Below are 26,339 nucleotides of genomic sequence, written 5' to 3'. Positions count from 1 at the left end.
ATTGTATTCGCCTTTATACTTAAACCTTAAGCCTTCGCTTCCGTAGGATTTTCGACAACTCCAATGATGTCAATGACAGGTTTTGCAGAAAGTCCTGGTACCGACGTTGAGCCGACATGATAGAGATTCAAACAGTTAGAACCCAAAACTTCTTTAATTTGCGATGCCTCTCTTTCAAAGCTGATTGGCCAATCAGAGCAATAAGGGATTACAATAATTTTCTTAGTTGTCATAACTTGTTCATTCTTCAGGAATTAAATATTATTATTCTACCAAAAGGGAAAGCTTTAGGCAATTAAGAATCAATCCTAAAAGAAAATTTTCACTAGAAAGATCTCTAAAATTTCATTGAAATTATATCCCAAAATTGGGATAATCGATATTTGGAGGGCATATGAATCAAAGAAAGCCGATTATCTGGGTAGGATCAAGTAAAAAAGACTTTATGGATTTTCCGAGTGATGTGAGAAAAGAGATGGGGCATGCTTTGTATATTGCCCAAAAAGGAGAGAAGCATAGAGATGCTAAGCCTTTAAAGGGTTTTGGCGGAGGGAGCGTTCTTGAGATTGTTCAAAGCGACGGTCAAGGAACTTATCGCACGATTTATACTGTTCAAATGGAAGAGGCTGTATTTGTCCTTCACGCCTTTCAAAAGAAATCAAAGACTGGAATCAAAACACCTAAGCAGGAAATTGATTTAGTCGAACAGCGGTTGAAGAGCGTTCACCAAAAGTATAAATAATAGAGGAAAGTCATATGGTTAAGAAAAAAAAAGAACAAGAAGACATAGAATTTGAAGTGGCCAGCGAAAACATTTTTGCAGATATCGAGATTGAAAATGCTGATGAAGAATTAACAAAAGCAGAGCTTGCTTGGGAGATTGATCATATCATTAAAAAGCGTAAGCTCACGCAAGCAAAGGCTGCTGAAATGATGGGGATTAATCAACCTAAAGTTTCTGCCTTATTGCGCCGCAAGCTCTCTGGTTTTTCTGTCGAGCGTTTAATGCATTTTTTAAATTTGCTTGGACAAGACATTGATATTGTTGTAAGGCCAAAGCCCCGCAATCGTAAAATTGCAAGAGTTCATGTCGTCAGTCATGAAGGTTATTTAAACATCCCTTTAGCCGCTAAATCGTTATGAAAAAAGTGCCATTGCTGATTTAATCAGTTAACTCGGATTAATTTTTAACTTAAAAAGGCATTATCGATGAAGATAAAAGCTAAGGGTAAATGTGTTAAGTGTGGCGAGGTATGCAACTCAACCCAAGCAAAAACTCATTTATTAGGATGCATTGCTCAATCAACCTCTGAGGGATACTTGGTAAGAGTAGCTTGGGCAGAACAGCCAAATCTATATTGGATGTTTATTGCTCTTTCAAAAGATGTCACTTTGGGCAAGCTAGATCAGTTTTTAAGAGATATTTGGCTCGAATGTTGTGGCCATTTAAGCCAATTTACTATTGGTAATCGTAGTTATATGTCTCACAGCGAATCGGGAAACACTAGCCAATCTATGAAAAATAAAGTTGGTCAGCTTTTTTTGCCAGGGTTGAAATTTGATTATACCTATGACATGGGATCTTCTACAGAGCTTGAGCTAGAGGTAATCGAAGGTATTTCAACATCTTCTCAAAATACAATTAATCTTCTTATGAGGAATGATCCACCCATTTTTCCTTGTAAATCTTGTAAAAAAACATCTGAAATCATTTGTTCTCTTTGCGGAGATACAATATGTGCTAGCTGTAGTGAAAATCATTCGTGTGCAGTAGAGGAGGAGGACACATACATGTTAATGCCTCTTGTCAATTCTCCGCGTGCAGGAGTTTGTGGATATGAAGGCAATGATTCAAATGATTGATGGCAATAAATTTTTCGATTTTGGCGGCACAGTGCCATCCTATTTTCATCAATAAATGCCAGCAATTGACAATTGAATTTAAGTTTTAGATCATGCTATCATCTTGCTGTGAGCAGTGAATGACTGTAGTGAAGTGTGGGAAGTCCGCGGACTCATAATCCGTTGTCTTATCCTAAATCATCTTTAGTAGATATTTTAACTGGCTCATTATCCATGAGCTGTATTTTATCTAAATCTTCAACAGGTATAAAGGCTCCCACAGTTTTTCCATTTCTAGTGATTAAAAAGCGTTCCCCTTTGTATTTTGCTAAATTGACACATTCCGATAAATTTTGACGAAATTCAACAAAGCTCATTGTTTTAACTTTTTTCATAGTTATCCTCATTAACATCTTTACTTATTGATAACATATAGCATATAGCAATATGTGTAAATATATAAAATTATATGTATTTTTAAAGAAATTCTCATATGAAAAATATGTACATAATTTTGGGTGGTATAAAAAAATTAAATAGGATATCTTAACTTCCGATATGGGAATCTTATCGGAATCAAGAGGGTTTGATTATGGAAAATGCGATTATCACCATCACGCCAACAATCATTGATAGACTCGAGCCAATTAAGCGCTACAGAAATTCATTTACCGAACATGACATGGCTAAAGCTTCTATTGATGCTTACCTGTCCGATTGGGAAGACCTCTGTTTATGGTGCACAGAAAGAGGACGATCCTTCCTGCCTGCCAATCCGCATGATGTTGCAGATTATCTTGAAGATCGGGCACGCAATCCCTGGCTTGGAATCTCTGGCAAATCAAGAGGGCTTCAGACAAAAGCGCCCCTGAAATGGAATAGCCTTAATAGGCGGCTTACGTCCATTAGTAAGGTTCATCAATACAATGAAATGGAGTTCAATCGCAAAGACCCAGCCATTGTGCGAACACTAAAAGGCATCAAGAATAAATTGAGTAAAGAGCAGCCGCACCGCGTCAAAGAGAAAAGAAAATCTCCTATTATCAAAGCCGATATTGCTAATATGGTAGCGGCCTTGCCTGACAGCTTAATCGGTATTCGCGATCGCGCCTTACTTTTAGTTGGGTTTACCTGTGCCCTTCGGCGTTCCGAGCTTGCAAGGATTTGCATTCAGCATCTTCAAGCTTCCGAAAACGGATTTAAACTTAACATTCCTTGGTCAAAGACAGGCGAGCGCAACCCTATTATTCCCTACGGAAGCAATCCACAAACTTGTCCTGTTCGCGCTTTAAAAAGCTGGATTCAAGCGGCTGACCTTACAGATGGGCCAATCTTTCGCAGCATCAACCGCCATGGGCAAATTCAGAACAAGGCGCTTTCTGATAAAGCTGTCGCGCTTATCATCATGCGTAATCCCTATGTAAAAGATAAAACAAACATAGCAAAAGCGGAGGCTCGCGAAGACCCGACAAAGCCCATTCCAAACTTTGGCGGGCATTCCCTGCGGGCTGGTTTTGTAACACAGGCTTATCTTAATGGCGCTTCTGAAGTGGACATCATGGCCCAAACAGGACACAGAAAAAGCGACACGCTGAAGAAGTATATTCGCGAGCTTGATGAATGGAAGAATAATGCCGCAATTAAGCTAGGATTATAGAAACGATTGACTTTGTACATAAATATATGTACAATTAAAGTATGAAAAAACGAGACTTAGAAAAGAAACTTTCACAGCAAGGCTGGTGGTTAGACCGTCACGGCGGAAACCATGATATCTGGACTAATGGGGAAATCTACGAACCTGTTCCGCGACATCCAGAAATTAATGAATTATTAGCAAAAAAGATCTTAAAAAAAGCTGTGAATAATCCTGCGAAGGAGAAAGAGTAATTATGGAAATTGAAGGAAGAATTTTTAAAAGTAAGGACTGTTGGCTCGCAGAAGTTCCCTCCTTAGATATAATGACACAAGGGGAATCTAAAGATGAAGCCTTACTAATGCTTAAAGACGCTATACTAGCGTTAATTCTCTCTTATTTTAAAAAAGAAGTAAGTAAAGACTTTGATGTGAATGTTAATCTCTATAACAAAGGCGTTATTGGCATAACAACTACGGATAACAAATTAATGTTAGCTCTTTCCTTAAGAAGGCAAAGGGAAATAAGTGGTTCTACAGTACGTGAAGTGGCAGAACGTTTAGGATCAAAATCACCTCATGCTTATGCTCAATATGAAAAAGGTAAAGTTAATATTTCCTTAGATAAGTATGAAAAGCTTTTATATGCAGCAAACCCTAGCCAGCATCGCCAATTGCGAATTGTTTAGAAATATATGAATTTTACCCTATAGTTTATAATTTTTTTCATATCAAGGAAGTATCATGCAACTAACACGTACGATCAAGTGCGAAATTGAACAAGCTCTATTCAGATATAAACTGTGATAAAGTGATTTCTAAGAAATTGCCTTGGGCATATGTCCTCTTTGATGTTGATATTTTTGAGTTAGCTCAATTGTTTCTGGATGATTAAGATCTCCTACAAAATAGACGCTTCCCATAGTCAATGGAGAATAGTGATAATCACCGCAAGGCTCAAGCTTAATACTGGATTTTTGCATAGCGACATCACTTAGAGCAAAGCAATCAAAATATCCACGCTCTCTTTTGCATGGGATAAGTTAATGAAATTAACAGGTAATGTGGAAATGGATTGCAAAAATGTCATTAAGCTACTGGAAGACAATCAAATTTTTCTAGAGAAATATCGATTAGAACCAGGTCGAAACTATAAAAATTTTATTCGCTATGATCATCAAATGAAAATCAATGGGCATGAAGTCAAAGCTGTCTTCAATAAAAATCTTGAGACGGGAGAGCTATTCCTCAATGATGCATGGGTGATCACAAAATGAATAAAATAAAAGAGCTTATTTCTCAAAAGGACTGGGGGTTACTTATATCAAATTATTCAGTCGAAGATGTTTGTTCATCTTTAAGCTTTAACGATGCCATGCATATCGTAGAACATCTTTTTTATGATGATATTCAAGATGATGAAAAGCAGCAATATGCTTTAAAACTTGCTTTCAAAATAAAAGAGCATTTTAAAAAGGAGTGGGAAAGTGATTGGAAAAATGACGTCTTTCTAGGAGGTCTTTGTGAAATGCTTTGGCTTTATGATGAACGATATCTCTGCTATAAAAGAGCCTATGATAAGTTAAAGGACTCTCCAAGTGAATTATTACTACTTCTCTCAAACTGTAATAGTGCTCCAGGTAAACCTCCAATTACAGATGAAGAGTCTGAATTCTATTTGAGACAGGCTGTAGATAAAAACTTAACATGTGAGGTAGCACTCGCAATGAGAAGCTTTTATAGGCTTAAGGAAGACAAATCCCAAGAAGAGTATTGGGACCAAATGTACAAAAAACTAGAAAAGGAAAATGTACATTCGGGTCAAATTATTCCAGACGTCTTAAAGTAAGACGAATTTATTCTAACATAAATTGAGTTGATCTAGACTTAATCTGACACCTATATTAAATGTTGTATAAACAATGGAGATCGAAGCCCAAGTTTTTCCCGAGGGCATCGGCCTCCAAACAAATATAGGTGTCAGATTAAGTCTAGATCAGCTCATCTAATTTGGTTTTTCTAGTGAATTTCTTGAGAAATCAACATCGCATGATTTGCTAATTCTATGGCTTTCAACTTTTGAGCAGATTTATCGCTAGCATACCCTTCGATGTTAGCGTGGTCCTTATGGGGAGTTGGTTCTGATATAACATCTAATTGAGATTTTCTAACTTCAATAGCAAAGATATCGGCCCGAGCTTTAGAGACCTTTCCGTCGTTTCTTTTTCCAGAAACAAACAGCTTATCAAGTTCGCTTATTTCCTTCTCTGTGTATCCATTTATTCGAAAAACTGAAGCTTTATTGTCTTTTGCTGGTAAAAAAGCTCCATATTTTACTCTATTGCTTACAGAACTAAAATGATCTGAAGAAAAAATAAAACGCCCAATTTTTTCCGAGTTATCGACGAAATCAGAGGTGTTAGTCATGATAGAACAAAATAATCTAATAAAATTTTTTCAATTATAGAAGGAATTACATTCAAAAATTTAACTTCTCCGTGACTTTTTCCTGATCCAAATAGCCCTGCAAAAGTGATCGTTTGCGAATTTACAGAAACTGCAAAAATTGCATGTTTTCCGTTAGTCCATTCAAATCCTATTTCACCGGTAGGCTCAGGTACAATTTCTGGAATTTTAATACCATCCGGTAAGAGTTCTATAAAAATTGAGGTTGCATATATCGCAGAGCGATTAATTGCAACTGCATCATAACCATCCCAGTTTTCTTCACAACATCTAGAATATACATCCATTAGTTGTTGATTCAAAGTTTCTCTCCAACCCAATGACATAGTTTGAGAAGTATGATTTCTGATTCTCCATATATAGGTAGAAACCTCTTGAGATGGAGAACTTACACCAAGATCATAATGAGAAGAATAAAAAGGAAGATCTATTGGATATGCGTTCATGTAAAAAGCTCTGTGGTTTTTTCCGTTAAACTCTTTTTGAAAACATCGTTTTTGACATTGCGAAGCACTTGAAATACATCCATCATCGAATTATCACTAATTTTTGAATTAATTTCTTGCGAAGCTTCCACATCCAAAATTATCGATTTTTTAGTTGGATCTAAAGACTTTCCAAAAGTTTGAGTAACAACAACATTTACGTTCTTTTCTGGAATTAAAAACTCAATCCTATTAAAAAAGTTATTCAAAGCAAATGTAACCGATGGCAATTTAGGCGTGTTTATAAAATATTCTTGCAGAGAAGAGTCTCTGGGTATTTCAATCACGTTGATAAAACGAATAGCTATCCGCTTTATTCGAATAGGAACAACATTTTCCGAGTAAATATTCCAATTTTTAATAACCTCTGGAAAATGTTCATCCCAACTCTGGTACGGTTTTAGCCTACTGAAGCTATATCCATCCAAACGAAACTGAACAACTTGTTTTTCATCGGCAGACCAGTTTAAAAAGCCATCTATTCCTAGGTCCATTGATTCAGAAATTAGGGTTTGTTCGTTAAATCCAATTTTCCCCTCAAATCTTTTCCGAGAACGTTTTTTTGGGTATTCTACACAAATCTTATTAGTTAGCTGTTCAAGATGGGTAATGGTAGCATCAGGCGGTAGTTCAACTTGAATCTCAAATATAGCCTCGGTCAGAGGAGCATGAGGATAAGGTTCATTTTGGTTCATAACGTGAAAATCTCGGAAAATATAAATCTATAAAATTTGACTTTCTACCCATGAACCAAGACTACCACTTCAGTAAAATACTTGCAATCGATTTGGCATGCGCATATTTTGAATCATTTTGTAGCTTAGCAGCTAGGCCATCATTAAGATTCGAGAGGATATTGATTGCGTGTATGCATCAATATTGACAGATCTTTATATACGCCAAGTTGCTTATCGGTTTGTCTACTCATCATTTCTTCTCATCTAATATTTACCAACAGATTTTGTTAAGGTTCTCATTTCGTTAACACCTGCGTGCGTGTATCTTGTTGTCATTTGCATGGAGCTGTGGCCTAAAGAAGTCATTAATGTAATCCCTGATCCACTATCCATATTTGAATAAGTTGAGTAAGCATGACGAATGTCATGAAAATGGAAGTGATGTATGTTGGCTCGCTTTAATGCTTCTTCAAAAGCTTTTCTAATGGAAATTTTTCCAAATCTTGTGCTATTTGCAAAGATGTAAGGTGTATGTGTACTACGAGTTAATGAAAGTGTCCGCAAAGGAATTGCTACTTCGAAATCCAACGGAACCCTTCTTGAGTTCCCATTTTTTGATGGTCGAATATGAATATGCTCTCGATCAAAATCAATATCCTCTCAATTAGAGAAAGAATTTCACCCTGTCTCATACCAGTCGTAATAGTGATCAGAATAATTGTTTTTAGATAACGATTCTTGCTTGTTATATGATCATGAAATACGACGAGCGATATGAAGCTTATAAAAGAGCTTATGAGAAAGCACCTCCTCCTCAACCTTCTTCCTTATTAATCTCACTTGCTGGTTGTTATCTTTTACCAAAACCTCCGATTACATTAGACGAAGCTGAAAATTTAGCAAAAAAGGCATTAGAAAAAGAACTATCTATAGAAGGGGTTGTCTTATTAAGGGGAATTTATGCTGAAAAAAAAGACCAAGCTAAATTTGACTATTGGGACAAAGTACTTAAAGAAGTGGAAGAACAAAATATTCATACTCAAGATGCATGGCCAGATTTTTCTGATATTCATTGTTAATCAACCAATTTTGATTGGAATTTGAACCATCCTAAACTGTTTTTTGCAACGATCCAAAATTGTGATTTTTCCTCTAAATTATCTCGTTTTAAATTACTGAACCAATGTATATTAAGATTTGCGATCTTCACTCTTCAGAACTTAATCCAATAAATTCTTTTGCTTGAATATGCGCTAATTTTACATTGGAACACAGTCAAATAAATATTAGAAGGCATGATATCTTCAAATGATTTCACAGTTTTTTTTAATAAAACCCCGATTTCACTACATCCCTGACAATGCTGTTGCAACTCGTAACTACGCGCCATGCATAAGGTTTGGCATTCTCGAGATATCTTTTATCAATGGAAAGTGATGAGTATTTTTGAAATTTCTTAATTTTGTTTTTGGCAAAAATACTTGATCAATCAACTATTTATTCAATTTGATAGAAAGTTAATCCATAATCACCATTTTCAATATCGTAAAGAAATTCTACATTGAACTTCAAATTTGGAAAATCTTGCTTCAATTTTAATTGCCATATATTTACAAGAATTTTTGATAATGCCTCTGCTTTTTCTTTTCCATCTTCATCAAAAAAAGGATCAATAATGAAAAAATTTATCCAAAATTCAATTTTGTCATTATTTTTAATCAAATCTTTGAATTTACTGTCAGAAAAATTTTCTTTTAAGAAGACATAATTGTCATGTACAATAAAAGAGGGCCAAAATACCTCTGAAAAAGCAAAAAAAATATCACTACTTAAATTTTTTGATTTAATTATATTAAAAATATAATCAAATAAAGAAAAATTTTTATTCAAATTTTTCCATTTTTCAAAATCTTTTAAAATTATTGAATTTGGATTCATAATTAAATATTTTATTTAGGAATCTCTTCCGGTTTAGCTAGACGAACAGTTTATTTACCTGGCATAGGACCATTTGGAGTTTCATTAATTTGATTTTCTTTTACATTTGGCCTTGGTACATTACCATGAGATTTACCAGATCCTCGATATTGTTTAAATGTCCCATCATCATTAAAAGTTGTATATTTCCCTTCAAATCCAGATTGTTCAATTACTGTATGAGGTGTTCCTTCTGCTTTAGGATCTGGGTCTGCATGAGTATTCCTTTTTTCAGTATAAGCTAAGTCTTCATTATTTTCTTCATAAGTGAAATGCGTTCTTGTTGCTTCCATTTACGTTGAGCGTAAATTTTTTCATGTAATTTGTTTAGATAAGCAACGATGCTCTCATGTTCTTGTGGTGGAGGAATTATCTGAGTGCTAATTCCATATAAGGAGTAATCATTATCTGCTCCACTACTGGAAGTAGCTTGTAAAGAAAGCTCTGAACAATTTGTGTCTGCTAACCCTTGATATATTCATTTTTTGTAGCAAGATAAAGCTGACTCATTTTTTCGAGGAAAACGGTTGAGCATCTTTTTGTATAATGATAAGGTAGATTCATAAAGGTGCAACGCGCTGCACAAGATGTGCAACGGTTGCATAAATTTAAACAAGTAGAAGGTCTATCATATTCTTTAAATTACAAAGACTTTGCTTATCTTGTTCTGATAATTCGTAGTTTAGAGCCTTAATTTTTTGAATGGCATCAAACGCAGAGAAAATTAAATGTTTGCCCTGTGGATGGCTCTTCATATTTTGTTTTTTCTTTTCCGAAGGGAATTGCTCTTGAATCAATTCAAGCATTTGATCTGTTTTAAGATTATCACATGAATTAATAATTTCAGCTTTCTTTTCAATTTCTCCAATCCTAGAGGCAAGAGCATAAGCCACCTTCTGAGGAATTTTTTTGAATTTATCTTTAATATCTGAATCTGGTAATGAAATAAATAGCTCATAATAAGATAAGGCATTATAACCTGATCTTTTCGAACCAAACGATATTTCTAACCATTTAGTAAAAGCCCCATCTTTATATGATTTTAGAATTTCGCGTGCTTTAAAGGCTCTTTCTCCCATCAAAATAGATCCTTGCTTACCAATAGTTCTAATTTCAGCAGTGATTTGTTTAATTTGATTGATATCATTCTCAATAACGTCTGAAGTAGTACCAGCTTTCGAGCTATCTATTAACAAGAGTTCAATTTGATCTTCTTCAATCGGCTCTAAAGATTTAGTTAAACGAAATATATCACTTACCTTTGGGGCTTCAATAATAGCATGGTTTGCATGGGAAGACTCACTAAACATTTCATCAAAAGACATCTTGGCTTTACTCTTAATCTGACTAATTCCGGACATAGCTGAGTTTCTCCATTAATTCATTTGTAAATTCACTATAAGCTTTAGCAGCAGGGCAATTAGGATCAAAATCGTAAATAGCCTTCCCATACTCCTGGCATTCTTTTAATTTAACATTTTCAGGAATGCGAGTTTTAAACATTTTATCTCCAAAAAGGTCTATAATGGCATCAAAAACCTTTTTAGAATGATTTGTTGTCATTTTAAAATGAGTGAAAAGCACGCCTAGTACTTCTGCTCGATGACCTATTAAACTACCCGCTTTCTTATTTGTTCGGTTGATTGTTTCCATGAATGTTTGCACACCTGCTAGATTAAAATAATCTAAACCGAATGGAAGAATAATATGCTCGGCAGCTAAAATGGCATTGGTCAAAAGATTAATATAGCCAGGGGAAGTATCGATAATCACATAATCATACTTAATTCCATCAAGCTTTGTTCTTAATGCAAATTCTTTTGCTTGAATATGCGCTAATTTTACATCGGAAACAGCCAAAGAAATATCAGAAGGTATGATATGCAATCCCTCTATGTAAGTATCTTGCACTACATCATTAAATTGGCATTCTTCTTGGCAAATCAATTCTGCAATTGTCTGCCTATTTTCTGTTTTTATTCCCAAACCTATTGTGGAATTGCCTTGTGGATCTAAATCTATAAGCAATACTTTTTGACCTGCATATGCAAGGCCCGCGGCCAAATTTATACTTGCTGTCGTTTTCCCACATCCACCTTTTTGATTTGCTATAGCTATTATGTGCATATTAACCTCCTCAATTGACTGATACAATAAAAATTCATGCTAATTTTGTCTATATATAAGTAAGCTGAGGCGTATTTAGCGAAATATGAAATATACAAAGATATTTAACTTGTTCTTATTAATTTAATGCCTTTTTAGAGATCTAAATAACTTATTTAATACAAACTGCAACGCGTTGCACAAGATGTGCAACCGTTGCACATATAAATAGCTGAAAGCTTCCATTTAAATTAAAGAAATTTATTTGATTAGCTCATTTGAAATGGTCCAAATTTTTGTAACAAACCAATAAACCACCTTACCAAGGTTCTTCCATTAGCTTTTATGGATAATTTTAAATATTATATATCAAATCGAGAATTGCAGATTTGGTCATCCGAAGTTATGAATTCGGTTTTCTTTTTAACCAAATTTGATTACGACCAAAATGTTGAAATTGATACAATCGGGGATAATGATAGCCCTGAAGATTGTTTGGATTAAAAGGTGCACCTTTTTCGATTAAAAGATTAGCATTCTCAAACTGTCCATAGTTAATGGCCATTTGTAAAGGGTTCAGTCCACTATGATCGCAATATAAAACATCAGCACCCCCTTCAATTAACAAACGGGCAACTTCAGAATATCCTTCTTTTAATGCCATCTGTAGCGACCGATGGCCATTCCTTGAATTATCATTTACATCCGCACCAGCAATAATTGCAGCTTGCACTTGTTCAAGCATTTTTTTTCCACTTAATTCAGCAACTATATTTCCAAGGGAAATCAAACTCATTTTTACAAGATAGGAATTAATTTCTCGAATAATTTCTTGTATGTTTTTTGGAAGTCCAAGATCTTTTCCCTTTTTTCCAAGACTCTGAAAATGTGCAGTCCATAGCTTTTGAATGCGCTTAAGTTCATCTTCATCGAAGACGATAAGTTCAAATATTGTTCTTCGATTCTGAAATGTATTTGTTATGGCTGCTTTAAGATTATCTTGCTGAATTAAAGTTGGATTTCTGATTAATAACACCAGATCATGATAGTCTTTCATACGACTATTGATAGAACCTTTTGAAAGCACTGTTTCTAGTTTTTCAGCAAAAATAGTTTCAGGTGGGTATACAAGTAATGATATTTCTCTTTCAAAAATTGGTTTTCCTCTATATTCAAAAAAATGAAAATCGCGCTCCACGGGCTTTACAATATCGCCGATACCCACATCAATTTGAATTTTATCTTTCATATTACTAAACGCAGCTCGTAAAATCACTCTATATCCAGGATAATCCATATGAGGCTGTTCTAAAAACTCTAAAGTTTCATATAGAAATGAAAATCCATCTTCTAATGCTATAGAAGCAATTCTTTGAATAGCATCTTCTATTTCTTTTTCACTAGCATTCATCTTTGTAAGTAAGAAATCCAGATCTATAGTTTCACGACCTATTTCCATCATGTAGGAAAGAAGGAACCCTCCTTTAAAAATGAATTTATCCGAATATTCGGAAAGAGATAACCTTGCCAAAAAGCGTTCAAGCAGTAATTGTTTCCAACATTCATTAAATGGAATTTCAGCTTCTTTCGCAATCTTATGCACACGGTCTATTAAAGCTTGTTTGTTCATGTGGTTGCTGTCATCAGGTAAGGTTGAATATTATATCTGAGTTTTTTTGCATATTCTTGAAGTTTTTTTAGATCTAGTTTTTCTTTTCCTTTTTTAGTAAGAGCCATTTTTAGAGCTTTGATAGCAATCTCACGACTAAGTAATCTAAAAGAATCAATGATGGTTCGTTCTCGATCAAATATGGGGATTTGAATGCCGCCAAGATCAAGTGTAGTTTTTCCGAGTTCCATATTTCGAAATCGTATGATTTTAGTAAGCTTGCGCTCCTTAATTGATGTGCTATGAGGTATGGCAATCCAAAATTGTCGAGCAATTTGCTCTGTAATGTCATAAAGTGTTAACGCAGAAATTAGACATACCACACCTCCAGGGACAGAGTTTACGGCTTCAATAAGATCTTCCCATTGAAAATAATCAATAGGATACTTGAAATTAGTACCTTGATAAATCCCTCGGCCAAGTCGTCTAACTTGACCCTTTTTTATATAGTAGGCTAGATGAGCAGGAAATACCCCAAGCATTTTAGCTTCATCGGCTGTAAATGAAGGCTGTTCCAGAAGAGTTTGAATGGCACAAAGGCTGCTGGATTTTTTCATAAAATCTCCTAAATTTCAGTTTAACATAAAAACCCATTAAATTCTAATGGGTTTTTATGTTAAATTTTAGTAAAGGAAATATCAGGATTTCTGAAACTGTATTCAAATGGGATTTAGAGTATCTTTGAAAGGAAAATGCCTTCTTGTAGAGGGCTTTTTGTAAAATTAAAGCCATAGAATGGCACTCGCGATGACTTAAAGCTTCAATCATATCGGGATTTTGTTTTTGGCAAGAGTCCTTGGATGGTTTCAAGTATGAAGATTTCCCCAGAAAGATTTATTCCCACTAAATTTATTCATCTATAGGACTTATCAGAATATCCCGATTATTAAGAGAAAATAACTTCGGCATGTTTATATTGCTCCCTATTTAAAGTCTATCTTTATTTAAAGTCTATCTTTAGCAATTAATTTACTAAAGATAGACGATAAAAATTTATTTAAAATTCGACATTTTCTTTACCAATCTTTATTGGTTCTAAAAATGATTTACTCCCCTTTCTAGGGTATCTCTCATTAAAATATAAGTAAATTTCATCTTGATTTTCATCTATCACTCTAATGCTAACCCAACTTTTTTCAGGTAATGGAGGAAGTTTATAGAAGATTTTACCTGCATGATCAGATAAAGTTTCCTTTATAAAAACTTGCTCTTTCGACATCCAACTAGAATAACCATCAATTAATATCTTTTTATGGGGAGTAAAACCTTCTCCATTAAGAACATATTGTCCCTCTTCAACAGGACCTATTAAAGTTAAGGAAATTTTATGATTTTTGTTAGAGGCTTCAAGTGGAAAAGGGGTAAATTGAAAATTGCTTGATAGATGCCCTCGCTGTAAATCACAATCAAAATTTTCACCATAAGCTGGGTTTTTTATTATCAAAAGATAAGGATTAACCAATTGAAAATTGCTATCAAAAGGAATTTCATTCATTAATCTTCCATTATCATCAATAAATACGTGATCTAAAGTATATGAACTCATTCCTCTGCTTACCCTAAAGTCAAGAGAAGTATTTAGGGGAAAACCTTCAGGAATAATATTATATACTAAATATGTATCTTTCGGTAAAAGTGCCGAGCTAATCATATAGCCAGCCTCTTCCAAGCTAAAAGATCCTTCAAAATTTTTGTTGAAATAATCAACAGCATATAAAGCTTGAACACCTAATAAATAGGTAATAAATAGAGAAAAATACTTTTTCATAAAGACCTTTCAATTTAAATTTTTCATCAAATTTCAACAAAAAAAATTTTAAATTTCTTTTTCGTTGAAACGCTGACAATTTAAATTTTTCAGGTTTTTATTGCTAGTTAAATAATTAATTTAAAAAAAGTTTACTTTAATTAAATTTTAAATTAATTGTTAGCAAAAGATTTGTTAGAGTTAAAAAACAAATGTAAAGTGACTATTTATAGAATTTAACGAGTGAGCAATAGAGATATTCCAATTAAACTAAGAATCCCAAGAATACTGATGGAAGAGTCAGTGAAATCTATTTGCAAAGGTCTGCAATGGCTTAAAAAGTGATGCACATCTCTTTTCAAGATGTGAAAATCTTTTCTAACCTCTTCACCGATGAAATTGATTACAGGAAAAGTAATATTTGTAATTTTATTATAAATAATTTTAGAGGTTATATAATAATAACTTGAAATATTTTCAAATCTTGAAATTATGTTTAACATAAATTCTCTAACAATTTTGATTTGATCAATTGTTTATTGAAGAATATTTAAAATCAAGGTCAAAGAATTAATAACAAATCCAAACTCGGCTCTCAAGCGCGTCTGATAATATAAAATAAAAAAATTTCAATATATAAAAATTAATATAAATGTGGGATAATTATAATAAATTAATGCTATATCTTTCGAAGATGAATTAAGAAATAATTCATAAGGAGAGCTATATGACAGATATTAATTTAGACAGTGGTAATAGCAATTACATGGATTTTATCGGAAAATATCAAAGCTCGGATGGTACTCAAGGAGAAGTTGATGTTATAGGCAATAAGGACAAATCTCTTATCATCATTAAACAGCAAGATCCGACCAAAGCCGACACTATCACGCAGATGACCATTATTGAAATGCAGAATGGACGCTTAACGGGTGTCTATAGCTTTTCTGCCACTAATCCCTCCCTTTTTCCTCCGCAAGATGATCAAAATGATATAAACGGACAAGGTAACCAAGGCAGTCAGGGAGGAACTCCAGTTCACCAATTGCAATCAAACCCTTGGTTCAACGTCTCTTTCTTAGCCGTTTTTAATAATATTATGACCGAAATTTTAGGTTTGGAACAAAAGAACCACTACATGGAAGCCCAAACGGAAATGCAATCGCGCGTCAATATTATCGCCATTTCTCAAACCCAATCAGAATTAACCAAAGCACTTTACGATACGAGAGCAGAAGAAAAAATGGTTGAAGCCATTACGTCTTTTGCTCAAGCTGGTTTGGCAGTCGCTCAAATTGGTATGACATGGTCTAATGCAACAAGAGCTCAGGCGGATGTTGATAAACGAATTGATGATCAAAAAAAGGAAGTCGATCGCCTTCAATTAAGAGATGGAGTGGTCTCGACAGATCCTTCTACTTTCCCTAAAGCTTCAACGGAATTGACTCTGGCTCAAGAAAAATTAGCTGAAATGAAAACATCCGTTTGGCAGCAAAGCCAAATTCAGACCAGGACGCAAGAACTTAACCGTCTTTCCGATTTGAATAATGAAGTTATTAAAAACTCAATCAACGGCGTCAGTCAAACCATTCAAGCCGGTCTGATTGGCAAAGAAGGAGCCATCGATGCGCTTAAAACGATGAATGATGGATATCTGCAAGTATTGAATAAATATGCAGAAAATACCGCAAAATCAAGGGATGATGCCAAAGCTAACTTCGACCGCTTTGTCGATTTCTTGATGAAGATCGTTGACTCAGACTTTAAAGCACATTCTATCGGGCAAGGAGTGTAAAATAAATATTTTATTGACATTAAAAATTATTTATTCTTAGAGTCTGTCTCTGAATTCAAAAGTTGAGTAGGTTAAGAAAATTTTCTGGATTCAGCTTATTGTGGTGAGGAAATGAAGGAAGAAGCAGCACGCTATAGAATTGAATTAGAAATTGTTAAGCGAAAAGATAATCAAATATAAGAGATAGATAGTGGAACGAACCTTGCTTGGTTTGGAAAGTGTATACGATTGAGCAAAGACTATGAGGGAATCACCACAACAAGTACAGCATTCATTTACTTAGCTATGATTCGATTCATGATGAGACGGCTGACAATAAATGCTTAATCCAGAGACAGACTTTTAATAAGAAAATTATTAATTGTTTTGAATTTATAAGTTCTTTACAATTATAAGAGCTTTATTGTTCACAATAAGAAAATTAAGAAAAATTTCAAAAGGAGAAAATATATGACAAGCGTTGCCCCTAATCCTTCTTCAACACCTTCATTTCAATATGGTTATCTCGATCAAACTCTATTACCTAACGGTTTTATCACTGTAGCTTTAACAGGGGATTATGTAGAATTCCAAAAAGGAGATAAAAAGTGTACAGCTTTTGTGATTTCTCTATTAAATCATATTGATAAAAAATATATAGGAAAAACAATTGATGAAGGTAGAATAGCAATTCTGCAAGTAGAACAAGATAAAGTGAAGTCCATTACTATTAAAAGTAATAAGCTTAAGGCTTTTACAAAACATAAGATTACAGACGTTGTTATTCAAACAAGTACTAATATACTTGTTATTGATGGAGATATTAAAATGAGACCTTATACTTCCGATGAGCAATATACAAGATATATAGAGAAAATGAAATTAGCATAAAATTTTTGATTATGTTTTTATTCTTGCGTGATATAATTAATATTATATGACAATCAAGGTGATATTATGATTAATTCTCCTTTTTCATATAATATTAATACGGTAACTCCATCAAATTTAGAGCAAGAATCAATAAGCAAAACAAATAGTGGAATTTACTCTGAAGATCAAAATATGTCTAACGATTTTCAGAGTAATTCTAGCTCAAGCTTAAATACTCACTTTATTACTTCTATTTCTTTTAAAGATATCGAACTAGATAATGATTCTCCACTTGAAGAACAAAATAATAATTCTCTTGAGGAAGATGATTTTTTAGAAGATTTTTTAAATGAAGATAAAGGTGTTAGCTTAGGCTTCTTAGATGATCAGGTATATGCTAGCCTAGCAGAAAATAGTGAAGACTCTTTAGAAGATTTTTTGGCAAGCAAAGAAGATACACCTAATGTTCCCCTACAGATTACAATTTCTCAATCTAGACAAGACGTCGCTTTACCAATTCAAGCATCCAAACTTATAAAGCCGCTCTCTGCAGAGGCTGGCTCTAATTATCTTGCTTATCTTACTCCATCTGCTGTTAAACAACTTGAAGCTACACCACCTCAAGCCATCCTAAACAATTTGCACTTAAAAAAAATAAATCTAGAAGAAGAGCATAGTCAAGAAACCTTAGAAGAACTAGCTTGGGCAGCCCAAAACGCAGCCTTTGCCCATATCAAACAAAACGAACAAGGAGAAACAGAAGTCAGGTTAGCATCTCAATATACCGATCTACTTGAAAAACATAATATTAAACAAATTAAAATTACTAATACTAAAGGAGAAGAAGTTGAAAATATTGATGTTAATAACATTAAAATTACTCAATTTACTCCTGAAGAAATTAATTCTATTTGCCAACAAGTATTTCGATATATTCACGAAATTAATTCCAAATTATTAGAACAGCAAAAGCTACAAAAAAAAGATGAAGATTCAAGAAAACTTAATGAATCTCATTTTCACTTGTCAGACAATTTGAGGAAAAACAAAACAGATGAAACTCCCAAAGCTAAAGCCATCAATCCTCTAGCAAAGAAAGTAGCTATAAATGTACTAAAAATGCTAAATACTCTCATCAAAAAACAGAAGGAATTGGAAAAAATTAAAGAAGAGAGAGCAGAAGAGAAAGACAGACAGTTCTGGGAAAATAAGCATTTAATCATTCAAAAAAATATCCAAAAATTTGAAATTTTACGCGATACTATAAAAGAGCAAGCCCTTGCTCATTCAATCGCTCTTTCTGAGCAAAATCAAGCATTTTTTAAATCTCATGTATTCAACATCATTTATATTAGTCTTTGAATGTGATGGCATAAAGGAGAATATCAAATGCTTCCACAAGAACATTTTTCAACGAAAAAACAAGAGATAACTCACTGGGACATACATAATGCTCTTAGTATTCCCTATCCCAATATAAATTTAATATTTTCCCAATCTCAAAATCTAACAGACCAAGAAGCATTTAGCACCTGGAAAATGCAAGCCGATCAAGGATTGGCTGAAGCGCAGTTTATAACAGGAGTATGCTATGAAGAAGAAAAGGGCATTAGAAAGTCTTATCGATCAGCTTTTCATTATTACAAACTTGCCGCCGATCAAGGATTGGCTGAAGCGCAGTTTCGTTTAGCTCTTTTATACGAGTACGGTCAGGGCATTAAAAAGAATCTCCAACAAGCTTTTCACTACTATGAATTAGCAGCAAATCAAGGTGAGGCAAGAGCGATGGCCCAATTAGGTCATTGTTATGTAGAGGGAAAAGGTGTAGAGAAATCAATAGAAAAGGCGATCTATTATTATCAATTAGCGGCTGATGCTGGAAGTCTAATAGCTTGGTCTTATTTAGCAGAAGCCTACGAAAAAGGAATAGGCGTTGAAAAATCTCAAGATCAAGCTGATTTTTTTTATCGAAAAAAATTCCAATTCTACAAAGAACAAGCAGATTCAGGAGATGCAGAATATCAAGCAAAAGTAGGATGGCTTTTTGAAAATGGCACAGGTGTTGAAAAATGCTTGGAATCTGCGGTTTATTATTATCGAATTTCAGCAAATCAAAATTGCTCAACAGGCCTTTTTCATTTAGCAGAATGTTTCGCTGCAGGAAAAGGCATTGAAAAATCAATAGAACAAGCCATTCACTATTATAGACTATCTGCCGAACAACAAAATCCATTAGCAATGTATTCCTTATCCAACCTCTTCATCAGGAATAAAATGCATGCAGAAGACGCTGTTAATTATCTTAAACTAATTGTACAACTTGATTTTAAAGACAACCTATCCATTATTTCAGCAGCTCAATATGACTTAGGTGAGTGCTTTGAGAAAGGGATAGGAATCAATCAATCATTTCAGAATGCCTTCTATTATTACAAGCTTGCCGCAGATTGCGGAAACGGGCTAGCACAAATCAGACTAGGAGATGCCTACTTCGAGGGAGAACTAGAATTAAAAAAATCTCTTAAACAAGCAATCCATTATTACAAGCTAGCAGCCGATCAAAGGTCATCCTATGCCATAAGAACATTAGGACGATGCTATGAGAAAGGAGAAGGCGTCAAACAATCAGCAGAAAAAGCTTTTTATTATTACAAGCTGGCAGTCGATATTGATTTGGAAAAAGGTTATAGTTCTTATCTGTATGAGTTAGCGAGATGCTACGAAAATGGAATTGGGACAAATCAATCTCTCGAAAATGCTATTTATTATTATATGCTTGCAGCTGAAAATGGATCAACTTCAGAATATTATCACGCAGGAAATTGTTATAAAAAAATGAAAGGTGAGACATTTGCCAAAAAAGCAATTGATTGCTTTAAGCTTGGGGCCGCCCAAAATGATTCGTTATCTCAACTTGCCTTAGCAGAAGCTTTTGCTGAAGGAATAGGCGTTGAAAAATCGGAAGAAGAAGCGCTGCGATATTATAATTTAGCCCAAAATAACCAGGAAGTTATTCATGCTCTCGAAACTATGAAGGATGCAGAGAAAACTTTTCACCTTTTAAAAGAAAGAGCTGATCAAGGAGATGCAGAAACCCAGTTACTCATAGCACAATTTTATTGGACAGGAAAAGGAACTCAAGAATCTGAATCGAAGGCTTTTGAGTATTTTAAAAAGGCCGCTGATCAAGGTTTAGCCGAAGCCCAATATAACACAGGGATAGGCTACCTCGATGGCAAAGGCGTCAATCAATCCATTGAAAACGCCATTAAATATTTTAAATTAGCCGCTGATCAGAAATGGGTGCCTGCATATTGTACATTATCTATCTGTTATGAGGAACAGCAAAACTACAGCGAAGCTAATCGATATCTCAAATTGGCTGCCGATCAAGGAGATCTTGATTGCCAACTTTATTTTGGCTACTTATGTGAACAAGGAGAGATAATTGAAAAATCCTATGAACAAGCTCTTCACTATTATCAACTCTCTGCTCAGCAAGGAAATGCCACAGCCTACTATAGAATAGGAAATTTATACGCCTCTGGCTATGGTGTTAAGCAATCTCATGAAAATGCTTTTAAATATTACAAATTGGCAGCTGATCTGGGAGATCCCTCCAGCCAATATTTTGTAGCTTCCTCTTATGTTTATGGGGAAGGGGTGCACAAAGATCTTAATCAAGCCATTCACTATTATAAACTTGCCGCCGATCAGGGCATGTTCTTCGCTCAGAAAAGACTGGCTGAGATTTATGAGGATGGTATTCACATCAAACCATCTTATGAAAAGGCCTTCAAATACTATCAATTCATGGCTCAATCAGGAGATCTAGATGCTCTTTTTCAAATAGGCCGTTATTATCTATGGGGAAGGGCGGTAGAAAAGTCTCCTCTTAAAGCCCTTGAATGTTTTAAGGAACTATTAGCTAAAGGTTATAGAATTGGAACTATCAAACAATACATTAAAGAATGTGAAAAAAATTGAAACAGCTTTTAGTGTGCATGATGTCATAAATCGAGTTGGACAAACTTTGTTGCATTCTCAACTTGCTAAAGATGCTATTACTTATCCGGATGCAAAAAAATTGGATACAAGCGAATATTCGGAGAATCGCAAACCAGATGTTTTAAAAAATATTTTCAAAAAAGCAAAAGACACTGCTATCTACCTAAAGGGTCATAATTTAAATAGAACTGAAATTCAAATTGTTAGAGATGCAATGATAGAGAATCCCAAGTTTACTTTCATCGGTCTTGAAAGTGATATTCAACATCTTTATCACGCCTTTGAAGAGCTTGGTTATCATCCTGGTATATCTCTAAGATGTGCCAAATTTAAAGATAATGATTTCTATGGATTATTATTTATGGGAGAAGCAGCTTAAGAAGAAGGAGTAAAAACATGATATTGTCTTTATTCTTCTTAAAACACCAAAAAAATTTACTATCTTGGAAAATTCATGATGCTTTAAGTATTCACAACCCAATATTTTCTAAAAATCAACAATCAAAAACAGACCAAGAAGCCTTTATCACCTGGAAAATGCAAGCCGATCAAGGTTTAGCCGAAGCCCAATATAACACAGGGATAGGCTACCTCGATGGCAAAGGCATCAATCAATCCATTGAAAACGCCATTAAATATTTTAAATTAGCCGCTGATCAGAAATGGGTGCCTGCATATCAGGCATTATTTACGTTTTATGACGAGAGGGAAGACTATAGCGAAGCTGCTCGATATCTCAAATTAGGCGCTGATAGAGATGATGCTTATTGTCAACAAATGTTAGGAATTTATTATGAAAATGGGTTGGGAGTAGCGCTTTCCGAGAAAAACGCTGTGAAATATTACCGTTTGGCAGCTGACCAAAATGATCCAATTGCTCAGTTTTTTCTAGGAGACATGTACAAATGGGGAAGCGGCGTCGAGAAATCTCTAGCAGAATGTCTTAAATATTATAAAATGTCTGCTGATCAAGGTTACGGGCCAGCACAAATTAAATTGGCTGATTATTATGACTCTGACGACGTAAAAGACTACAAAAAGGCCTTTGAGTATTACAAATTAGCGGCTGATCAAGGATATGCTGAAGCCCAATGCGATGTTGGTTTTCATTATGAATATGGCAAAGGTGTCAAAAAGAGTGCTGCAAAAGCCATTCAATATTACGAATTAGCCGCTGAACAAGGTGATGGTCGCGCTTTATGCAATCTTGCGATGTGTTATGAATATGGGGTTGGAGTTGTCAAATCTCCAGAAGAGTCCTTTAATTATTTTAAAAAGGCCGCAGATCAAGGATATGCGCGTGGACAATATAATGTCGCTCGTTGTTATAGATGGGGCATTGGAATAAAAAAATCTTTAGAAAATGCAATTGAGTATTATGAACTTGCATTATTACAAAATTACGAAAAAGACGCAGTTTTAAAATATCTAGATGATTGCAAGAATGCTTTACAACAACCTAAAAAAGAGGCGATTGCTAAATCAGCTAAAAAAGCTTTTAGTATGCAGGATGTCATAACTGGAGTTGGACAAATCCTTTTGCATTCTCAGCTTATTGAAGATGCTATTACTTATCCTGGCGCAAAAAAATTGGATACAAGCGAATATACGAAGAATCGCAAACCTGAAATTTTAAAGGGTATTTTCAAAAAGGCAAAAAATATGCCCATTTATTTAGGAGGGCATTATTTAAATGAAACTGAAATTCAAATTATTAGAGATGCAATGATAGAGAATCCTAGATTCACCTTCATATGCTTGGAAGACGACATCCAACATCTTCATCATGCTTTTGAGGAACTTGGTTATCATCCTAATGTGTGTTTAAGATGTGTCAATTTTAAAGATACTGATCTTTATGGATTGTTATTCATGGGAGAAACTGCTTAAAAACCTCAAACTCGTAATTGGTCAGACGTTCACAAGGGAAAGTGCTAAGCAAATTGTCCTGAAAAAGACTTGATCTGACACTAATCTTCAACTGACAGCTTGATCAGCTGTTGGTTGAGTATTGTCTAACATCTTTTCAAAAGCAAGATGCTTAGATTCCTCAAAAGTTTGCCAAGGTGTTCTACCAAAGCAATATTTTCCTGTATGGGTTCTTTCCTTATTATACTCTTCCATCCATTTATCGACATCTGCCTGTAGCTCCTCTAAATTCTGATAAAGCTTTTTCCTAAAAGATACTGCATAAAATTCATTTTGAATGGTTTGATGAAATCTTTCACAGATTCCATTTGTTTGTGGAGATTTGGCTTTTGTTCTTGTGTGATCGATGTCTTCAATGGCTAAGTAAAGTTGATACTCATGATGTTCAATTTTTCCGCAATATTCTGTTCCTCTGTCCGTTAAGATCCTAAGAGGTCTAACCTTTTGTTCTTCAAACCAAGGAAGCACCTTATCATTGAGCATCTCTGCTGCGACAAGCGCATTCTTTCGATCATAAACTTTAGCAAAAGCTACTTTGCTGTAAGTATCTATTACAGTCTGCTGATAAATTCTGCCGATTCCTTTAATTGTTCCTACATAATAAGTGTCTTGAGCCAGTAAGTATCCTGGATGTTCAGTTTCAATTTCTCCATGCGCTTCTTTTTCTTCCTTAGCTCTTTCTAAGGCTTTGACTTGATCTTCCGTTAGAATAAGCCCTTCTTCTGCAACTTTGGCTTCCAAGGCTTTAAGCCTTTTAGGAAACGTTTCAAGATTATGCCTAAGCCAGATAGAACGCACGCCTCCAGAAGAGATGCATAAGCCCTTTTTCTTTATTTCATTTGCAACTCGAACTGGACCAAAAGCGGGCTTTTCAAAAGCAAAATCAACGACTGCTTTTTCTATTTGTTCATCTATTCGATTTTTTAGACAGGGTTTCTTGCGGCTTATTTCTTGCAGAGCCAGTTCTCCACCGGTCTCGTAAAGCTCTTTATACCTATAAAAGCTATCTCGAGAATAGCCCATAACTCTGCAAGCTTGGCTTACATTACCAAGTGTATGAGCAAGCTGCAAAAGACCTAGTTTATTCTTGATAATTTTATGTTGATCGCTATGATTCATAATACACCTATATTTGTTATGGAGACCGATGCCCTCTGGGAAAACTTGGGCTTCGGTCTCAATTATTTTATATAACATTTAATATAGGTGTCAGATTAAGTCCAGATCAGCTCACTTAAGTCTAGATCTGCTCAATTTAAATAAATTACAAATCGCAAGTTAGTGGTCCGGTTTTATAGGGGCAATTCCAAAGTTCTATATTTTCTCTTCCAAAGACCAGCGCCTTCTTTATTCTAATGATGTAATGAGTTTACAATTAGTCATAGTTTTATCTCTTAATGAGCAAGTTAGGTGATCTTGTCTATATAGGAGAGCACTATACCTTTTGTTTGTCTTTAATTTTCGCAAAAATAATGTTCAGTTCTTGTTGAGAGCACGAGGCTATTAGCCGTTTCAGCTTTAAGGAACTCCTATTTTCAGACCTTTTCCTATTTTGCTTGTCGGATGATGAGTTAATAATTGATATTTAATCACTTATTAACATAAATTTTTATTTATTTGACACTTGATTTTCATGTTGTTAAAGTTCCTCGCTAAAAAGAACAGGAGGTCAATATGATCAAGTATATTACAACATGTTTTCTCTTTTTATTTATCTGTTTTTCATCAGTTAGTTTTGCTAATCAAATAAAGGAAAATAGTTGTTGCATAAGAGAAGTGATAGGAAATAAAGTCTATTTAAACCCCACGACCGTTCACATTGCCAATAATGGGATTTTTATAAATGTTGGGGGCTCACTTCATGGTGTTAATAATTTAGGGATGGATAGTCAAGGTGTTTATATTGATGCTACAAGGGCCGGTGTTGGTGACTGGGTTGTTGGTGAATGCCCTGTATGTCGTGATGTAACAGTATTTGGCGTTTGCATGAATGATGCATGTCCAACTAAAAACAGAGACTAAATCTATTTATAGAAATGATTAAATTATTCTGTTTCGCTCTCATTATTTTAATGAGAGCTTGCTATTCTTACGAAGTTCAAGATATCCCCAAAGAGGATAGGCAAAAGCTCGAGCAATTTTTCAAATTTATTATTACACGAACCTCTTTGGGCTATACTCTATGTGGAGATAAACCCTGTTCAATAGAAGCTTATCCTAAATTATCAAGGATGCCTTCTAGATATTCTGTAAAAATATTTTTCAAATATTATGGATATTCTACCCTTATTCAAGGGTGGGACATATGGTCAAAATATGCCAAATACTTTCCATCTAGGAACTTTGTATTTAGGCATGTTCCGGAATACAATACACTTGTTCTTATTAATAAAAAAGCCACACGTAAGATAATCGAAGAAAATTTAGACTTATTTCAAAGATATGCAAAGAGAAATATTGTTGTAGATGAAGTCTTACAGGAGATTTGTTCACCTAAGGATAAAAATAAAGATTATCTAATTAAACAGCATATTACATTGTTAGGAATTCTGCTTGGTTATGGAAGAAATAACGCTCTTGCTTTTACTCAAAAGAGCTATATTCAGAATTTAAAAAAATTTGATATCGACAATAGCCACCAATCTTTAAATCTTATCCTCAATCCAGGTTTTGTTAGCATTCAAAACGGCACAAATGAAGAAGAGAACGAGCGTATAAGGCAAATTTTTCAGCAAGCCAAACAAAACATTAAAATTAATTTTCAAAAAGACAGTTATTTAGAAACTTTTATTTACTTCTATCAAAATTAATGTTTTATGCGCTAATGCTTTTTATTCAAATACCATTTAAAATTCTGAGTATTCTCATATAATCGAATCCACTTCAATCGCTTTCCGATTTTTTACCATTCCAATTTTTGATTTAACACTATAAAAAATCGAGTATAAAATTGAAATGATGTCTATGAATCACACATTTTATTGAAACCCCTTGAATTATCTTATTTCAGGGGAGATAAGATGGAATAATGCAATCTCTAAAATATCTCCATCAGAAAAGGTAAAAATTACCTTCTTTTTTAATTCCGCATATTTCTTCTTCAATAATTTTGTTTCTGGATGTGTTAAATCAGCCGCAAAATTCACGGAAT

32 protein-coding genes are annotated in these 26,339 nt (G+C 34.3%); 17 read left to right on the top strand and 15 right to left on the bottom strand.

Annotation, left to right across the window (positions count from 1 at the left end):
* Positions 1 to 26: 26 nt before the first annotated feature.
* Positions 27 to 233 (bottom strand): GrpB family protein, encoded by a 207-nt coding sequence (locus tag BN3769_RS15150; protein WP_068470570.1) that lies wholly within the window; start codon positions 231 to 233, stop codon positions 27 to 29.
* A 161-nt stretch (positions 234 to 394) separates the two neighbouring features.
* Here BN3769_RS15150 and BN3769_RS11080 point away from each other — a divergent pair, with 161 nt between their 5' ends.
* The 3 genes from BN3769_RS11080 (at position 395) to BN3769_RS11070 (ending at position 1,863) form a co-directional block, all read left to right on the top strand.
* Positions 395 to 742, top strand: a complete 348-nt coding sequence (locus BN3769_RS11080) for a type II toxin-antitoxin system RelE/ParE family toxin (protein WP_068470568.1) — start codon at positions 395 to 397, stop codon at positions 740 to 742.
* A 14-nt stretch (positions 743 to 756) separates the two neighbouring features.
* Positions 757 to 1,143: a helix-turn-helix domain-containing protein gene (locus BN3769_RS11075; RefSeq protein WP_068470566.1), complete on the top strand. Its 387-nt coding sequence runs from the start codon at positions 757 to 759 to the stop codon at positions 1,141 to 1,143.
* 66 nt (positions 1,144 to 1,209) lie between these two features.
* Positions 1,210 to 1,863, top strand: coding sequence for an IS1096 element passenger TnpR family protein (locus tag BN3769_RS11070; RefSeq protein ID WP_068470564.1), 654 nt, complete (start codon positions 1,210 to 1,212; stop codon positions 1,861 to 1,863).
* 167 nt (positions 1,864 to 2,030) lie between these two features.
* Here BN3769_RS11070 and BN3769_RS11065 read toward each other — a convergent pair whose 3' ends face one another.
* Positions 2,031 to 2,237, bottom strand: a complete 207-nt coding sequence (locus tag BN3769_RS11065) for a type II toxin-antitoxin system Phd/YefM family antitoxin (protein WP_068470562.1) — start codon at positions 2,235 to 2,237, stop codon at positions 2,031 to 2,033.
* Positions 2,238 to 2,434: 197 nt separating this feature from the next.
* Between BN3769_RS11065 and BN3769_RS11060 the strand changes: the two genes are divergently transcribed.
* From BN3769_RS11060 to BN3769_RS11050, 3 genes are read left to right on the top strand one after another with little or no spacing between them, the layout of a single operon-like run.
* Positions 2,435 to 3,499, top strand: a complete 1,065-nt coding sequence (locus BN3769_RS11060; protein WP_068470560.1) for a tyrosine-type recombinase/integrase — start codon at positions 2,435 to 2,437, stop codon at positions 3,497 to 3,499.
* A gap of 41 nt (positions 3,500 to 3,540) precedes the next feature.
* Complete coding sequence (locus tag BN3769_RS11055; protein ID WP_068470558.1) at positions 3,541 to 3,732, top strand: type II toxin-antitoxin system HicA family toxin; 192 nt, start codon at positions 3,541 to 3,543, stop codon at positions 3,730 to 3,732.
* A 2-nt stretch (positions 3,733 to 3,734) separates the two neighbouring features.
* The gene (locus tag BN3769_RS11050) at positions 3,735 to 4,166 is read left to right on the top strand and encodes a type II toxin-antitoxin system HicB family antitoxin (RefSeq protein ID WP_068470556.1); all 432 of its coding nucleotides are present in this window, start codon (positions 3,735 to 3,737) and stop codon (positions 4,164 to 4,166) included.
* 129 nt (positions 4,167 to 4,295) lie between these two features.
* On the opposite strand, the gene BN3769_RS14805 is transcribed toward BN3769_RS11050, so the two are convergent.
* Positions 4,296 to 4,460, bottom strand: a complete 165-nt coding sequence (locus BN3769_RS14805; protein WP_154017895.1) for a hypothetical protein — start codon at positions 4,458 to 4,460, stop codon at positions 4,296 to 4,298.
* A 63-nt stretch (positions 4,461 to 4,523) separates the two neighbouring features.
* On the opposite strand from BN3769_RS14805, the gene BN3769_RS11045 reads away from it, so the two are divergent.
* Both BN3769_RS11045 and BN3769_RS11040 read left to right on the top strand, forming a co-directional pair.
* Positions 4,524 to 4,754 carry a hypothetical protein gene (locus tag BN3769_RS11045; protein ID WP_068470554.1) on the top strand — a complete coding sequence of 77 codons (231 nt, stop codon included), beginning with the start codon at positions 4,524 to 4,526 and terminating at the stop codon, positions 4,752 to 4,754.
* The gene (locus BN3769_RS11040) at positions 4,751 to 5,326 is read left to right on the top strand and encodes a hypothetical protein (RefSeq protein WP_068470552.1); all 576 of its coding nucleotides are present in this window, start codon (positions 4,751 to 4,753) and stop codon (positions 5,324 to 5,326) included. The genes BN3769_RS11045 and BN3769_RS11040 overlap by 4 nt, the downstream gene beginning before the upstream one ends.
* A gap of 170 nt (positions 5,327 to 5,496) precedes the next feature.
* Here BN3769_RS11040 and BN3769_RS11035 read toward each other — a convergent pair whose 3' ends face one another.
* From BN3769_RS11035 to BN3769_RS14510, 4 genes are all read right to left on the bottom strand, one after another.
* Entirely contained in the window at positions 5,497 to 5,904 is a 408-nt protein-coding gene (locus BN3769_RS11035) for a hypothetical protein (RefSeq protein WP_068470550.1), read from the bottom strand.
* Positions 5,901 to 6,389, bottom strand: coding sequence for a hypothetical protein (locus BN3769_RS11030; protein ID WP_068470548.1), 489 nt, complete (start codon positions 6,387 to 6,389; stop codon positions 5,901 to 5,903). Before BN3769_RS11030 ends, BN3769_RS11035 begins: the two co-directional genes overlap by 4 nt.
* Positions 6,386 to 7,123, bottom strand: a complete 738-nt coding sequence (locus BN3769_RS11025; protein WP_068470546.1) for a TIGR04255 family protein — start codon at positions 7,121 to 7,123, stop codon at positions 6,386 to 6,388. Before BN3769_RS11025 ends, BN3769_RS11030 begins: the two co-directional genes overlap by 4 nt.
* 246 nt (positions 7,124 to 7,369) lie before the next feature.
* Entirely contained in the window at positions 7,370 to 7,759 is a 390-nt protein-coding gene (locus BN3769_RS14510; protein ID WP_079989534.1) for a tyrosine-type recombinase/integrase, read from the bottom strand.
* A 101-nt stretch (positions 7,760 to 7,860) separates the two neighbouring features.
* On the opposite strand from BN3769_RS14510, the gene BN3769_RS11020 reads away from it, so the two are divergent.
* Complete coding sequence (locus BN3769_RS11020) at positions 7,861 to 8,184, top strand: hypothetical protein (RefSeq protein WP_154017894.1); 324 nt, start codon at positions 7,861 to 7,863, stop codon at positions 8,182 to 8,184.
* Positions 8,185 to 8,602: 418 nt separating this feature from the next.
* Here the strand turns inward: BN3769_RS11020 and BN3769_RS11015 are convergent, their stop codons facing one another.
* The 7 genes from BN3769_RS11015 to BN3769_RS10985 form a co-directional block, all read right to left on the bottom strand.
* Positions 8,603 to 9,043: a hypothetical protein gene (locus BN3769_RS11015; RefSeq protein WP_068470542.1), complete on the bottom strand. Its 441-nt coding sequence runs from the start codon at positions 9,041 to 9,043 to the stop codon at positions 8,603 to 8,605.
* Positions 9,044 to 9,093: 50 nt separating this feature from the next.
* Positions 9,094 to 9,375 (bottom strand): polymorphic toxin type 24 domain-containing protein, encoded by a 282-nt coding sequence (locus BN3769_RS11010; RefSeq protein WP_068470539.1) that lies wholly within the window; start codon positions 9,373 to 9,375, stop codon positions 9,094 to 9,096.
* A 315-nt stretch (positions 9,376 to 9,690) separates the two neighbouring features.
* Positions 9,691 to 10,443, bottom strand: a complete 753-nt coding sequence (locus BN3769_RS11005; RefSeq protein ID WP_068470538.1) for a CT583 family protein — start codon at positions 10,441 to 10,443, stop codon at positions 9,691 to 9,693.
* Positions 10,430 to 11,209 (bottom strand): ParA family protein, encoded by a 780-nt coding sequence (locus BN3769_RS11000; RefSeq protein ID WP_068470536.1) that lies wholly within the window; start codon positions 11,207 to 11,209, stop codon positions 10,430 to 10,432. Before BN3769_RS11000 ends, BN3769_RS11005 begins: the two co-directional genes overlap by 14 nt.
* Positions 11,210 to 11,591: 382 nt before the next feature.
* Positions 11,592 to 12,818 carry a nucleotidyl transferase AbiEii/AbiGii toxin family protein gene (locus BN3769_RS10995; RefSeq protein WP_079989533.1) on the bottom strand — a complete coding sequence of 409 codons (1,227 nt, stop codon included), beginning with the start codon at positions 12,816 to 12,818 and terminating at the stop codon, positions 11,592 to 11,594.
* Complete coding sequence (locus BN3769_RS10990) at positions 12,815 to 13,414, bottom strand: type IV toxin-antitoxin system AbiEi family antitoxin domain-containing protein (RefSeq protein WP_068470534.1); 600 nt, start codon at positions 13,412 to 13,414, stop codon at positions 12,815 to 12,817. Before BN3769_RS10990 ends, BN3769_RS10995 begins: the two co-directional genes overlap by 4 nt.
* A 440-nt stretch (positions 13,415 to 13,854) precedes the next feature.
* Positions 13,855 to 14,625: a hypothetical protein gene (locus BN3769_RS10985; RefSeq protein ID WP_068470532.1), complete on the bottom strand. Its 771-nt coding sequence runs from the start codon at positions 14,623 to 14,625 to the stop codon at positions 13,855 to 13,857.
* A 706-nt stretch (positions 14,626 to 15,331) separates the two neighbouring features.
* On the opposite strand from BN3769_RS10985, the gene BN3769_RS10975 reads away from it, so the two are divergent.
* The 6 genes from BN3769_RS10975 to BN3769_RS10950 all read left to right on the top strand — a co-directional run bounded on the left by BN3769_RS10975 (position 15,332) and on the right by BN3769_RS10950 (position 23,149).
* On the top strand, positions 15,332 to 16,399 hold the full coding sequence (locus BN3769_RS10975) for a hypothetical protein (protein WP_068470528.1): 1,068 nt from the start codon (positions 15,332 to 15,334) through the stop codon (positions 16,397 to 16,399).
* Between the two features lie 450 nt (positions 16,400 to 16,849).
* Positions 16,850 to 17,269 carry a hypothetical protein gene (locus BN3769_RS10970; RefSeq protein WP_068470525.1) on the top strand — a complete coding sequence of 140 codons (420 nt, stop codon included), beginning with the start codon at positions 16,850 to 16,852 and terminating at the stop codon, positions 17,267 to 17,269.
* Positions 17,270 to 17,335: 66 nt separating this feature from the next.
* A complete protein-coding gene (locus BN3769_RS10965; protein WP_068470523.1) occupies positions 17,336 to 18,613 on the top strand; it encodes a hypothetical protein in 1,278 nt (425 codons plus the stop codon).
* A 27-nt stretch (positions 18,614 to 18,640) separates the two neighbouring features.
* Positions 18,641 to 21,238: a tetratricopeptide repeat protein gene (locus BN3769_RS10960; protein WP_068470521.1), complete on the top strand. Its 2,598-nt coding sequence runs from the start codon at positions 18,641 to 18,643 to the stop codon at positions 21,236 to 21,238.
* A complete protein-coding gene (locus BN3769_RS10955) occupies positions 21,225 to 21,638 on the top strand; it encodes a hypothetical protein (protein ID WP_068470520.1) in 414 nt (137 codons plus the stop codon). Before BN3769_RS10960 ends, BN3769_RS10955 begins: the two co-directional genes overlap by 14 nt.
* A gap of 17 nt (positions 21,639 to 21,655) precedes the next feature.
* The gene (locus BN3769_RS10950) at positions 21,656 to 23,149 is read left to right on the top strand and encodes an SEL1-like repeat protein (RefSeq protein WP_068470518.1); all 1,494 of its coding nucleotides are present in this window, start codon (positions 21,656 to 21,658) and stop codon (positions 23,147 to 23,149) included.
* 87 nt (positions 23,150 to 23,236) lie between these two features.
* On the opposite strand, the gene BN3769_RS10945 is transcribed toward BN3769_RS10950, so the two are convergent.
* Entirely contained in the window at positions 23,237 to 24,307 is a 1,071-nt protein-coding gene (locus tag BN3769_RS10945) for an IS481 family transposase (RefSeq protein WP_068470515.1), read from the bottom strand.
* A gap of 555 nt (positions 24,308 to 24,862) precedes the next feature.
* Here BN3769_RS10945 and BN3769_RS10940 point away from each other — a divergent pair.
* On the top strand, positions 24,863 to 25,210 hold the full coding sequence (locus BN3769_RS10940) for a hypothetical protein (RefSeq protein ID WP_068470513.1): 348 nt from the start codon (positions 24,863 to 24,865) through the stop codon (positions 25,208 to 25,210).
* Positions 25,211 to 25,356: 146 nt separating this feature from the next.
* A complete protein-coding gene (locus BN3769_RS10935; protein WP_228840682.1) occupies positions 25,357 to 25,998 on the top strand; it encodes a hypothetical protein in 642 nt (213 codons plus the stop codon).
* Positions 25,999 to 26,339: the final 341 nt, after the last annotated feature.

The sequence above is a fragment of the Candidatus Protochlamydia phocaeensis genome, assembly GCF_001545115.1.
GTDB lineage: Bacteria > Chlamydiota > Chlamydiia > Chlamydiales > Parachlamydiaceae > Protochlamydia_A > Protochlamydia_A phocaeensis.
Note: the sequence above shows the minus strand (reverse complement) of the source record. Positions and strands in the feature narration are given on the sequence as shown.

Excerpts from the sequence above, each read along its gene's own strand:
- BN3769_RS11020 (WP_154017894.1), top strand. The coding sequence starts at position 7,861 with ATGAAATACGACGAGCGATATGAAGCTTATAAAAGAGCTTATGAGAAA.
- BN3769_RS10945 (WP_068470515.1), bottom strand. The coding sequence starts at position 24,307 with ATGAATCATAGCGATCAACATAAAATTATCAAGAATAAACTAGGTCTT.
- BN3769_RS10985 (WP_068470532.1), bottom strand. The coding sequence starts at position 14,625 with ATGAAAAAGTATTTTTCTCTATTTATTACCTATTTATTAGGTGTTCAA.
- BN3769_RS11015 (WP_068470542.1), bottom strand. The coding sequence starts at position 9,043 with ATGAATCCAAATTCAATAATTTTAAAAGATTTTGAAAAATGGAAAAAT.
- BN3769_RS10940 (WP_068470513.1), top strand. The coding sequence starts at position 24,863 with ATGATCAAGTATATTACAACATGTTTTCTCTTTTTATTTATCTGTTTT.
- BN3769_RS11010 (WP_068470539.1), bottom strand. The coding sequence starts at position 9,375 with ATGGAAGCAACAAGAACGCATTTCACTTATGAAGAAAATAATGAAGAC.
- BN3769_RS11050 (WP_068470556.1), top strand. The coding sequence starts at position 3,735 with ATGGAAATTGAAGGAAGAATTTTTAAAAGTAAGGACTGTTGGCTCGCA.
- BN3769_RS11030 (WP_068470548.1), bottom strand. The coding sequence starts at position 6,389 with ATGAACGCATATCCAATAGATCTTCCTTTTTATTCTTCTCATTATGAT.
- BN3769_RS11075 (WP_068470566.1), top strand. The coding sequence starts at position 757 with ATGGTTAAGAAAAAAAAAGAACAAGAAGACATAGAATTTGAAGTGGCC.
- BN3769_RS11040 (WP_068470552.1), top strand. The coding sequence starts at position 4,751 with ATGAATAAAATAAAAGAGCTTATTTCTCAAAAGGACTGGGGGTTACTT.
- BN3769_RS11035 (WP_068470550.1), bottom strand. The coding sequence starts at position 5,904 with ATGACTAACACCTCTGATTTCGTCGATAACTCGGAAAAAATTGGGCGT.
- BN3769_RS11070 (WP_068470564.1), top strand. The coding sequence starts at position 1,210 with ATGAAGATAAAAGCTAAGGGTAAATGTGTTAAGTGTGGCGAGGTATGC.
- BN3769_RS10965 (WP_068470523.1), top strand. The coding sequence starts at position 17,336 with ATGATTAATTCTCCTTTTTCATATAATATTAATACGGTAACTCCATCA.
- BN3769_RS11045 (WP_068470554.1), top strand. The coding sequence starts at position 4,524 with ATGAAATTAACAGGTAATGTGGAAATGGATTGCAAAAATGTCATTAAG.
- BN3769_RS11005 (WP_068470538.1), bottom strand. The coding sequence starts at position 10,443 with ATGTCCGGAATTAGTCAGATTAAGAGTAAAGCCAAGATGTCTTTTGAT.
- BN3769_RS10960 (WP_068470521.1), top strand. The coding sequence starts at position 18,641 with ATGCTTCCACAAGAACATTTTTCAACGAAAAAACAAGAGATAACTCAC.
- BN3769_RS10990 (WP_068470534.1), bottom strand. The coding sequence starts at position 13,414 with ATGAAAAAATCCAGCAGCCTTTGTGCCATTCAAACTCTTCTGGAACAG.
- BN3769_RS11025 (WP_068470546.1), bottom strand. The coding sequence starts at position 7,123 with ATGAACCAAAATGAACCTTATCCTCATGCTCCTCTGACCGAGGCTATA.
- BN3769_RS10975 (WP_068470528.1), top strand. The coding sequence starts at position 15,332 with ATGACAGATATTAATTTAGACAGTGGTAATAGCAATTACATGGATTTT.
- BN3769_RS11000 (WP_068470536.1), bottom strand. The coding sequence starts at position 11,209 with ATGCACATAATAGCTATAGCAAATCAAAAAGGTGGATGTGGGAAAACG.
- BN3769_RS14805 (WP_154017895.1), bottom strand. The coding sequence starts at position 4,460 with ATGCAAAAATCCAGTATTAAGCTTGAGCCTTGCGGTGATTATCACTAT.
- BN3769_RS10995 (WP_079989533.1), bottom strand. The coding sequence starts at position 12,818 with ATGAACAAACAAGCTTTAATAGACCGTGTGCATAAGATTGCGAAAGAA.
- BN3769_RS11080 (WP_068470568.1), top strand. The coding sequence starts at position 395 with ATGAATCAAAGAAAGCCGATTATCTGGGTAGGATCAAGTAAAAAAGAC.
- BN3769_RS10970 (WP_068470525.1), top strand. The coding sequence starts at position 16,850 with ATGACAAGCGTTGCCCCTAATCCTTCTTCAACACCTTCATTTCAATAT.
- BN3769_RS11060 (WP_068470560.1), top strand. The coding sequence starts at position 2,435 with ATGGAAAATGCGATTATCACCATCACGCCAACAATCATTGATAGACTC.
- BN3769_RS10950 (WP_068470518.1), top strand. The coding sequence starts at position 21,656 with ATGATATTGTCTTTATTCTTCTTAAAACACCAAAAAAATTTACTATCT.
- BN3769_RS11065 (WP_068470562.1), bottom strand. The coding sequence starts at position 2,237 with ATGAAAAAAGTTAAAACAATGAGCTTTGTTGAATTTCGTCAAAATTTA.
- BN3769_RS11055 (WP_068470558.1), top strand. The coding sequence starts at position 3,541 with ATGAAAAAACGAGACTTAGAAAAGAAACTTTCACAGCAAGGCTGGTGG.
- BN3769_RS15150 (WP_068470570.1), bottom strand. The coding sequence starts at position 233 with ATGACAACTAAGAAAATTATTGTAATCCCTTATTGCTCTGATTGGCCA.